Raw genomic sequence first — 10,565 nt, 5'->3', positions numbered from 1 at the left:
TGGCTTATACAAAACAGAGGTGATTGAATATTTAAAAGCAGATTGGCAAGGTTTAGCGGATGTACAACTTGCGACATTAAATTGGGTAGATTGGTTCAATAAAAAGCGTGTACACAGTGCACTGGGTTATGTATCGCCTTTTGAGTTTGAAGCAATGTACTATGATAAGATTAACCCGTTAGGTCAGGTGGCCTAACTTAAATAAAAAGTCTCCGACAAATTTGGTACGGTTCAGTTCAAAACCTATTTAGGGCATACCATTGTGAAAAAACATACCCAGATTGATAACTGTCACTATATTGATGTCGGTTCCTCTTATACCCAGAAGCTGTGTATAGTCAAAATTAAATAAGGATAAAGACGGTGATATAAAAGATCTCCTTACGAAGAAATGAAAAGCCATCAATATGATTAATGCCAGTCAGTTAAGAAATTGACTGGCATTTTCTTGGATATTTCTGTGGTTTTATCTTCACAACCCGAGGACAATTTCTTTTCCTCCTCTGAGGTAAGATATACATCTTGGCTTTCCCTAGTAAGCTTTCTAAATATTTAGGTAAATTGCCTGCTGAATCTAAAGAGGTGAATCTTAAGATATTGAGGATACTAATGGATGCAAGATGAAAGCTGATTCTCAAAGGACTCACTTTTACTCGCTGAGCCATGTACTTCATTTGTCTTCTTAGGACATTATACGCAATCAATACCCCCCATAATTCTTGATAAACTAAATCCGGTTGCTTACTCCTTAAATGTTTTCCATCCTGTAAATCACTTTTGATTTCCCGATAACACATTTCTATTTCCCAACGCTGAGCATAAAGCTTCGCTAAGGCAGTGAGTGGATATCTCTTTGAATCCGTTAATGACGTGATATAACGCCTCATTTTTCCTGCATGCTCAACCTCAATCAAACGCGCCTCCCAATAATCTCCCAATGTCGGATTAAGCTTCTTAGCTCTTGCTGATATTGGCATTCTGATATGAAAGTCATGCGGGGAATGATGCTTAACCACCTCATAACGTAAGTTGTCTTTTGCTCGCATCAACCAATGACTTGCCTCTGCACGTGTTTGCCAACCCATTAGAAAGTCAGCAGAGAAATAGGCTCGATCAAACAGAGTAATACTATGCGATGGAGGGCATAATTGATTTGCCAGTGTAAGTTCACCTTGATCCATACTGCCTATTTGGGCATCAATCATTTCATGAGTGTTGGTATTTACCAGACAGGTCGCTCTCACTTGCGGATAAGGGGCTGCAGCTGTTTTACCTTTAGATGAGCCAAAGTGATTAAAGTTATCATCGGTCTGTGGCATAGACCAAACCACCCCATCAACAGCACACACACTGAGACCATGAAAGTTTGAATATTGCTGTTGCGATTCTTCAAACCAAGCTTGGCTGAGCAGAGAGAATAAGGTATTTAAGGGCTCCCGCCCTAAGCGTTGTCGTGCTTGTACTGCTGCACTGGGAACGCAATACTCTGTTGTACCAAACACAAGTTTTAGTTGCTCTACAACATACCTGATCGGTTGATCTCGAAACAGGGCAAGCCCAATCACTAGCCATACCACATGTTCGGCAGGTAATTTTCTTCTCCTGATAGAAGCCTTACCTGTTTGACGCAGGCTCTCTTCAATCCAGTTGAAATCAATCAACTCGCTAAAATTAGTGAGTGATGGCATGGATTGCTGAAGGGTTAAATCTAAATTCTGAGATAAAGTCATAAAAAAATAAGCGTATTTACATACACTCATTTTTACTACATTTCTCTAATGTCTGCTTAACTGACTGGCATTAATCAATATGATGGCTTTATCAAACGATTAATTAATAGGTTTTATAAGGTAAAAACTTGCCAGACAATACGACATTTACCCGGTCACCGTTCGGGTTTTCCTCACGCTGAATATCCATGCTGAAGTCGATTGCGCTCATAATGCCATCACCGAATTCTTCATGGATCAGCTCTTTAATAGTCGAACCATATACATTTACAACTTCATACCAGCGGTAAATTAAAGGGTCCGTAGGCACACTGGTTGGTAAAGAGCCTTTGTAAGGTACAATTTGCAGCCATGCTACTGCCTCATCACTAAGGTCAAAAATCTGACCAATTTTCTCTGCCTGCTGTTTATTAAATGCCATTTGTCCCAGGCAGGCAGCCGTTACCCATTCTTTAGAAAGACCAATTTCTTTGGCGACATCTGCCCATTTAATTGACTTTAAAACTTTCGCTGAAATGATCATGTCAGTTACTTGTTGACGATGGGTAATCATAAAAATCTCCAGATTATTTTTGAAATACATTTATGTGAATTTTCATTAATGCAGTTCTCATGCCAACTAGAGGACGAAATTAGCTTTAAATAGAGCGTAAAAAATTGAATGATTTTTAAATAATTTATGGCACAGCTTTTGCTTTATTTATAACAAGCATGGCAATGGCGCCATAACAAAATTACCTGTTCTGATATTTAAGGCAACGACGCCTAAGGTTTCAAAGACCTTAGGCGTCTTTTTGTTTAAAAACAGGTCCAGATATTAAAAATGAGGACGATGACATGGCATATCTTGCTCCTGCAGAGTTTGCAAAAAAAGTGGTAGATGCGGGTGAATCCAAATTACATATGGCAACCCGTGATGTATTGATTCGTGCCTTTATGGCAGGTGCGATTTTGGCACTGGCAGCAGTATTTGCCATTACCATAGCCGTGCAAACAGGATCAGCACTAATTGGTGCGCTCCTGTTTCCAGTTGGTTTTTGTATGTTGTATTTATTGGGCTATGACCTGTTAACTGGGGTATTTGTACTTACGCCGCTGGCATGGCTAGATAAACGCCCAGGGGTGACATGGGGACGTATTCTAAAAAACTGGGGCTTGGTGTTTGTAGGGAACTTTACAGGCTGTTTAGTCGTTGCAGTGCTCATGGCAGCGGTTTATACCATGGGTTTTGCAGCGGATCCAAACCCTGTCGGCGTGAAAATTGCGCATATTGGCGAGGAGCGGACATTAGGTTATGCCGAATACGGATTCGCCGGCTGGATGACTATTTTTATCCGTGGCATGCTGTGTAACTGGATGGTGTCATTAGGTGTCATTGGCGCGATGATGTCTACTACGGTGAGTGGCAAATTCATTGCCATGTGGATGCCAATTATGCTGTTCTTTGCCATGGGCTTTGAGCACTCTGTCGTTAACATGTTCCTGTTCCCATTTGCCATGATGATGGGCGGTGACTTCTCGATTGCTGACTACTTCCTATGGAATGAACTGCCGGTTGCTTTGGGTAATCTGGTGGGTGGTTTGGCATTAACAGGTCTGGCACTTTATACAACCCATGTCCGTACTGGTGTTAAAAAAGAATTTTAATATTCACCATTTTATAAAGGGATCATATAGATCCCTTTTTGAGCTTTCAGCATGAAAAAAACATTAAAAGTCAGTATTGGGCAATATTCTACTGCCGGAATTAAACAACAGAACCAGGATTTCCATGGAGTATATCTGCCCGAAGGACATGTGCTGAAACAGAAAGGTATTGCCTGTGTTATAGCGGATGGAATCGGTAGCAGTAATGTCAGTCATCTTGCAGCAGAAACCGCCGTTGGCAGTTTTTTATCTGACTATTATTCTACTTCAGATGCCTGGAGTACACAGACTTCAGCAGAACGGGTGATCCGCGCGACCAATTCATGGCTTTATGCACAGACTCAACAAAGTCAAGGACGTTTTGATAAAGACCGAGGTTATGTCTGTACCTTATCTGCACTGATTTTAAAACAGCAACAAGCCCATGTTTTTCATGTTGGTGATAGTCGTATTTACCGCATTCGCGATCATGAAATTGAATTACTGACCCATGATCATCGTGTCTGGTTGTCTTCAAGAGAGCATTATCTTAGCCGAGCCTTAGGTGCCGACTATCGTATTGAAATTGATTATCGAAATATTGAACTCAAAGAAAAAGATATTTTTTTACTGATGACGGATGGGGTCTATGAATTTGTCACAGATCAACAATTATTAGATTTAATTTTAGTAGATGCAGATTTAAATCAACTTGCCAAAGCATTCGTTGAAAAAGCTTTAGAACAGGGCAGTGATGATAACTTAAGTCTCCAGGTGATCCATGTAGAACAGCTGCCTGAACTGAATCAGTTTCATATTCAGCAGGATTATGTATTTCCACAACAGCTCAGTAAAGGTGAAGTGTTTGAAGGCTATGTGATTGATAAAATTTTGCACCAAAATCATCGCAGTTGCCTGTATTTGGCACACGATACTCAGCAGCAGCCCTTGGTTATAAAAACTTTGGGGGTAGATTTACAGCAAGATAAAAATGCCGTAGAGCAGTTTCAACTCGAAGATTGGGTATCGAAACGTCTGAAACATGACAACCTGATGCAGTGTTATCCACATAACACTGAGAAAAAATATTTATTCCAATGTTATGAATATTTACAGGGTGAAACCTTGGCTCAATGGCTGCATCGCCAAGAAAAGCCTTTAAATCTGGATGAGATTTTACCAATTTTGCAACAAACAGCCTTGGCTTTAAATGCAATGCACCGGCTGGAAATGCTACATCAGGATATACGACCAAAAAACATCATGGTTATAAATGCAGAAAATGCCATGAAAATTAAACTGATTGATTATGGTTCAACGGCAGTAAGAGGCCTGGTCGAAATTAATCCTAAAAATGCGAATCGAGCACTCGGAACCTTGGCATTTATGGCACCGGAGTATTTTATTGATCATTCGCCATCTGTACATTCAGACCAATTTTCTTTGGCGGTAATGGCCTATTATTTATTCACCAAACAATTACCTTATGGGACAGATTTAGCTCGCTGTAACAGTTTAAAGCAGATGAAAAAAGTTCAATATCATTCCATCAGGAAATATCGGCCAGATTTACCTATATGGTTAGATAAAATTTTAGGCCAAGCGCTGAGTATTGAACCGATACATCGTTTTGAGGCCTTGTCTGAACTCATTCATAATCTAATGCATCCTTCCAAAGAATTATTAAACTCTAAACCACCAGCAATCATTGAACGAGATCCTTTACGTTTTTGGCAAATGAGTTGCGCCGTATTAGGGCTATTATTTTTACTGAGTATTGCATGGCCATTTATTTGAAAAGATAGGATCAAACCATGCTTAAAATTGAAGGTACATAGATAAGTTTTTATTCAAACAGCTTTGTTGCACAAAGATTTGAAATGCAAAGCGCCCCTAATTGAGCTAAATTTAAGGCGTAATTTGGGTAAGTGGTCGACCTAATTCCGTAAATCTGTTGAGGACTGCTACACGTGCATGAATCTCATTGACTTGGCTATCAAAACGCCTTGCTCTGAGTTTATCTCCTAATAATTTAATGCAGTGCATCTTAGTTTCAACCAAACTTCACCGATGATAGCCTGATTTTTTCCATAGTGTCCTGCCTGAGAAGCACTGCTTCCAAGATTAACTGTTCGAAGTAATTCATTTCGATCTAGCGAGCTGCTCTTTGTATCTTTCCAAGGTTTCGCATTTTTTTCTAGGTGGAATCACCGCATGCGCTTGCCGATCTGCAATGACCTCACGGCATTGCTTGGTGTCATAAGCTCCATCGGTATAAACAGAGTCAATCTGCTCATCTTGTGGAATCTGATTAAGTAAATCACCAAGCACCTGTGAATCACTGACATTATTGGTTGTAAGCTGAATAGCGCGTATTTGTAGAGTTTTAGCATCTATGCCAATATGAAGTTTACGCCATTGGCGACGATATTCAGGTCCATATTTCTTGCATTTCCATTCGCCCTCACCTAGAAACTTCATGCCTGTAGAGTCTATGAGTAGATGCAGCCCATCGCTACTTTTTTGGTAATTGATTGCAATATTAATATGCTTTTGTCTTCTACAAAGCGTGGTGTACGAATATCACTGATATTCGTAGCTGCTCATCCGCAAAGTTTAATCAGACTTTGCACAAAGCCAGTGACCATACGTAAAGACAGACGGAGTAAGGATTTAATCATTAAGCAGCATTGGATGGCTGCATCGGAGTAGGTTTGATTTCGCCCTTATTTTGCCTTTTGATGGAGCATACCATTGCGTAGCAGGATCAAACCAAATGGCAATATTTCCGCGATGAACGAGTGCTCGGTTATATGCGGGCCAATTGGTTGTGCGGTAGATTTTATGTGTAGGCTTCTTCATTTGAAAATTATATCGCTGAAAAAGCCTTTACAGATAGGTTTGTGCAACAAAGCCTCTATGAACTTAAAGTAACATGTTCTAAATTTAACATAATGGCGGTTTTACGAAATTAAAAAATCCTAGACTCAAATCTAGGGTTTAAATTTAAAAAAATACATAAAAATTAATAACATGGTGTTAATATTGTCCCATTGTAATTTGTTTCAATTCTAATGAATTATGAAACTCAAAATGTAAATAATTATCAAATATTTTGTATTTAAGCCAACTGTTACTTTCTCTTTCGGGGGTTCCAAATAAATTAGCTACAGATTGCATCGTACTTTTGTGATTAATACCTGTGATCAGATTTTCTAAAAATGGGTATGGGTAATATTCTTCATTCTCTTTGACGTAGATGAAAATGGTATCTAGTATCTGATGTTCATTAAACCTGAACGTAATACCTCTCTTAAAAAATTGCCAATAGGATAGCTTTTCTCCACCAAAATTAGTCTCTAATGAGTCAAACTCACTTGCAACAAGAATAACTGCTTTCAAAATATCTGAACTTGACTCTTTAGTTCCAAGACAAGATAAAAAAACCTCTACATCACCTGAAAAATTCACTTATGACATACCTAAATCAAAATTTTCTTTATCCTTTGGTTTTTATCATATTAAAAATGAAATCTCTGATTCAAAGTTAAAATTTTCAAAAGCTGTATCCATTTAACATAAATCTCTTATACGAATTCTAGCCCTGCATAGGGCGGGCTAGATATAGCGATTAGACCCAATTCTCTAGCTTCAGACCATCAATTCGTTCAAATTCTTTTGTATTGTTCGTAACTAATACAACATCCAATGCCAAAGCATGAGCAGCGATCAGCATATCTAAGCTGCCAATCGGTTTACCTGTAGATTGAAGATTCTGGCGTAATTTGGCGTAATGCCAAATCGCCTGTTCATCGTAAGGAAGAATCTCTAAAGGTGACAAAAACTTGTTTAACGCCTGTTTATTGCGTTCAGATCCAGACTTCTCTACACCAAAAGCCAGCTCAGATGCCGTGATACTCGAAATCGCAAGCTGGCCGAGTTGATATTGCTTAAAGCGCTCAAAAACTTGTTGAGGCTTATTGTTGATGACATAGATACAAATATTTGTGTCTAAGAGGTAAATCATCTGAACTCCTCACGGAGCTGTTCGCCTTGATCAGCTCGCTCCAATTGGAATCCAACCTCAAACTCATTTATTGCTTCTAACATGACATCCCAAGGATTGTCGATGGGCATGAGTAATACACCACGACCGAAGCTTTTGATGGCCACTTCCGTGCCATTAAAGCGAAAGGCTTTAGGCAAGCGAACAGCCTGACTGCGACCAGTTTGAAATACTTTCGCAATTTCCATAATTACCTCCCGAAACCAAGATATATATCATTGATATATATCTTAACATTAAATCTTGTAAAGTCAAAGTGATATTAAAATCATAAGGCAATAAAAAAGCCCGACATCCTGTCGGGCTTTTTCATATCGGGGTGCTCGTCTTACTGATCTCGTGCTGCCCATTCCTTGCGCTATTTTCTTATTCTTGTTTTCTGGAAACATCCAGTTCCCTTATGTATTCATCATAGGGCTAATGCTTTGGATTACCAATCCTCAAAAATCTTAAATTCATGTAAGTTTTAGCTTACAAAGTTGGCCTATTTTATCCCAAGAGTTGTCCGCAGAAATTGGGGATTATTTATGAACTGTGACCCTTGAGAAATCAGGAAAAAATGCAAAAACGAATGTTTTTTGATCAATTTTATTGGCTAAAAGTTACAGTTTTGCTTAAATAGAAACCGACTTGTTTCCAAGTCGGTTGAACGAGAACGTTCCAGAGGGTATGAATAACGATAAGATACTGATCTTAAAGTAATATTAAAAACACTGTTATTCACCAATTAAAATGTCTATGCGATAAACCATTTAAAATGTCCTGTTTTTAACCACAAGAGTCAAGCACAGGATTTAAATTTCTTTGTTCAATAACAGCTTTCTGAGCTTTACGACTCGGCATACTTTTCTTGGCCCGGGAACGTTTATTTTGTTTTTCCAATACTTCATGTTGCTGTTGAATATGCGCCAGGACTGAACCTAACCGTTTATTCTCAACAATCTCATTTTGCTGCAGCCCAGCCAATTTATTGAAGATGCTGTAGTTGAGCTTTCGTCCTTCATGCATGAGGGCCAAAGTGCCATCCGGATACTCCAGAATTGAAATGTATTGCCCAGCAAGCTTATGATTCAGCTCTGTCGGTTCAAGTATATAAATACATTTATCATACGTGATGGTTAGGTTCTTCGTGACCTTACGCGGTTCCTGCCAGGTAAAAATATCATCCAGTTCAAGATTAGATTCGGTTAGGGGTAGATGTAAATTCTTCGAGTTTCTCGCACACTTGGCAAATTTCTGATTGAAGTGCTCAATGAAGCAGGGTAGCCATGCATTGGCTTCGGCAATTGAACTGATGCCTTCCAAACGCATCTCCTTGATCAACCGGTCTTGAAGGGTTCTATTCGCGCGTTCTACGCGACCTTTAGCCTGTGGTGAGTTGGCAAAGATAATATCAATGTTTAACTCATTCAGAATCCGGCCAAATTGCGTGATCTGGCTGTTTAGGCTAGATTTTTGGTTCACTCGGAAGACCTAATGTTTGTCGCTATAAAAGGCCAGATGTTTGCCGTATTGTTCAATGTAGGCTCGGGTTGAAAGCATATAGTCAAAGGTCGTTTCGGCCTCACAAAAGCGCAGATGCAACAGCTTTCCAGTAGCATCATCGATATAAACCAGCAAGCAGCACTTAGCAGCGCGTCCTTCGAACCAGTCATGATATGAGCCATCAATCTGGATTAGCTCACCGAAGCAATCCCGGTTATAGTGTGGCTGATATGGACGTTTAAGGCGCTTGGATCGAGGAATCCAGAGGTCATTTGCCGTCATCCACCGCCGAAGCGTTTCTACCGGGATATCTAGGGCAAACATGCTGCTAAGCTTTTCATGCGCCAAGGTGGGTCCAAATCCAAGCAGATGTTCAGAAATAATAGAAAAAATTTCGATTTTAATAAATCATCATGGCGACGATGACCTGGTTGACCACGACTGGCATGTATCAGGCCTGAAACACCATCTTGCTTTAGCTTGTGCAATAATCGGGTTATTTGACGGGTTGAAAGATTAAGAATTTCTGCAGCACGGACTTGGTTAATACGTTGATCTCGAACGTCTTGCAGAACAGCAAGACGTTGAATTTCTTTGTCAGACATAGTGATCAGCATCTATATTTCATATCCAGTCTATGATGTTTAAACCATCATAAACTAGACATTTTTATTGGTGAGAATATAGACATTTTGAATGGTGAGTAACACTTAGATTGCGTATAATATAGATTATGTTAAATTGAGTACATGATACATTAAGTTCATAGGTCTCTTTGCTTAACGTAAAATCAATCACTTATATAAAATAACATTTCACATTCAGTTCACTTATGTTTATATTCTATTTACTTCATAAAGTTCTTGGCACTTAGAATGTTTGTCGTAAAAACAATTAAACTTTCAAAAAAGTATTCAAATCAAAATCACATAGTTCTATTGTTTGATCTTCTAATGTGATTCCTTTAATTAGACCACTCAATTCAGTTTTATAAGTGATAAATCCGCTCTAAATATTTAAATTATGCTGCCATTACTTTTAGTAAATGTTGATCATAAAATTCATTCGGTGTTGCCTTATTCAAACTTGAATGAGGACGTATCATGTTATAAAAATCCAAATATTCAGCAATTGATTGTTTCGCTTGTTTAACCGTATCGTAAGCCTTCAAATAGACTTCCTCATGCTTCACGCTGCGCCATAAACGCTCAATCATCACATTATCCATCCAGCGTCCTTTCCCATCCATACTGATACGGATATTTCGCAATTTTAACTCATTCAAAAATGCCTCGCTTGTGAATTGACTGCCTTGGTCTGTATAGTCAAACTACTTTATTATCCGTACAGGATTCTAAAAAAAACTCGAAATAATTCATCGACTGATTTGTATTGGTTTTATAATGATTTGACTATATTGAACACCTCAGGACAACCATATTTCACAATTGCTTCTTGCAACGCATCTATGCAAAAGTCTGTTTCCATACTAATCGATACTCGATGAGCCAGTACTTTACGACTATGTGAACCGTACCGGGTTTGTCGGAGACTTTTTTATTTAAGTTAGGCCACCTGACCTAACGGGTTAATCTTATCATAGTACATTGCTTCAAACTCAAAAGGCGATACATAACCCAGTGCACTGTGTACACGCT

General features: G+C 39.0%; 9 protein-coding genes and 4 pseudogenes. 4 read left to right on the top strand and 9 right to left on the bottom strand.

The features are described from left to right. Together F972_RS00835 and F972_RS16145 are read left to right on the top strand one after the other, a co-directional pair. Positions 1–196 (top strand): integrase core domain-containing protein (locus tag F972_RS00835; protein ID WP_004763243.1); only part of this gene is annotated, 196 nt, incomplete at its 5' end. Positions 197–244: 48 nt separating this feature from the next. Next, a pseudogene (locus F972_RS16145) lies at positions 245–352 on the top strand (serine/threonine-protein phosphatase 2); the annotation flags it as partial. Positions 353–425: 73 nt separating this feature from the next. On the opposite strand, the gene F972_RS00830 reads toward F972_RS16145, so the two are convergent. Both F972_RS00830 and cynS read right to left on the bottom strand, forming a co-directional pair. Further along, positions 426–1,730, bottom strand: a complete 1,305-nt coding sequence (locus F972_RS00830) for an IS4 family transposase (protein WP_004763242.1) — start codon at positions 1,728–1,730, stop codon at positions 426–428. 103 nt (positions 1,731–1,833) lie between these two features. Next, the gene (cynS, locus tag F972_RS00825) at positions 1,834–2,283 is read right to left on the bottom strand and encodes a cyanase (RefSeq protein ID WP_000628076.1); all 450 of its coding nucleotides are present in this window, start codon (positions 2,281–2,283) and stop codon (positions 1,834–1,836) included. Between the two features lie 284 nt (positions 2,284–2,567). On the opposite strand from cynS, the gene F972_RS00820 reads away from it, so the two are divergent. Further along, on the top strand, positions 2,568–3,377 hold the full coding sequence (locus tag F972_RS00820; protein ID WP_000323725.1) for a formate/nitrite transporter family protein: 810 nt from the start codon (positions 2,568–2,570) through the stop codon (positions 3,375–3,377). Between the two features lie 51 nt (positions 3,378–3,428). After that, positions 3,429–5,153: a bifunctional protein-serine/threonine kinase/phosphatase gene (locus F972_RS00815; RefSeq protein ID WP_000751934.1), complete on the top strand. Its 1,725-nt coding sequence runs from the start codon at positions 3,429–3,431 to the stop codon at positions 5,151–5,153. Positions 5,154–5,498: 345 nt separating this feature from the next. On the opposite strand, the pseudogene F972_RS16405 reads toward F972_RS00815, so the two are convergent. The 7 genes and pseudogenes from F972_RS16405 to F972_RS14880 form a co-directional block, all read right to left on the bottom strand. After that, a pseudogene (locus tag F972_RS16405) lies at positions 5,499–5,924 on the bottom strand (IS5 family transposase); the annotation flags it as partial. A gap of 35 nt (positions 5,925–5,959) precedes the next feature. Further along, positions 5,960–6,037 carry a hypothetical protein gene (locus F972_RS16400; protein ID WP_261484713.1) on the bottom strand — a complete coding sequence of 26 codons (78 nt, stop codon included), beginning with the start codon at positions 6,035–6,037 and terminating at the stop codon, positions 5,960–5,962. A 358-nt stretch (positions 6,038–6,395) separates the two neighbouring features. Further along, a complete protein-coding gene (locus tag F972_RS00805) occupies positions 6,396–6,827 on the bottom strand; it encodes a hypothetical protein (RefSeq protein ID WP_004763240.1) in 432 nt (143 codons plus the stop codon). Positions 6,828–6,987: 160 nt separating this feature from the next. Further along, complete coding sequence (vapC, locus tag F972_RS00800; protein ID WP_000639719.1) at positions 6,988–7,383, bottom strand: type II toxin-antitoxin system tRNA(fMet)-specific endonuclease VapC; 396 nt, start codon at positions 7,381–7,383, stop codon at positions 6,988–6,990. After that, positions 7,380–7,610, bottom strand: coding sequence for an antitoxin (locus tag F972_RS00795; protein ID WP_000401521.1), 231 nt, complete (start codon positions 7,608–7,610; stop codon positions 7,380–7,382). Before F972_RS00795 ends, vapC begins: the two co-directional genes overlap by 4 nt. Before the next feature lie 580 nt (positions 7,611–8,190). After that, positions 8,191–9,524 (bottom strand): annotated as a pseudogene (locus tag F972_RS14885) (ISNCY family transposase). Positions 9,525–9,928: 404 nt separating this feature from the next. Further along, positions 9,929–10,434: pseudogene (locus F972_RS14880) on the bottom strand (integrase core domain-containing protein); the annotation flags it as partial. Positions 10,435–10,565: the final 131 nt, after the last annotated feature.

This window comes from Acinetobacter sp. CIP 102529, from assembly GCF_000368325.1.
Classification (GTDB): domain Bacteria; phylum Pseudomonadota; class Gammaproteobacteria; order Pseudomonadales; family Moraxellaceae; genus Acinetobacter; species Acinetobacter parvus.
The sequence above is the reverse complement of the archived record's forward strand: the minus strand, read 5'-3'. Positions and strand labels throughout refer to the sequence as shown.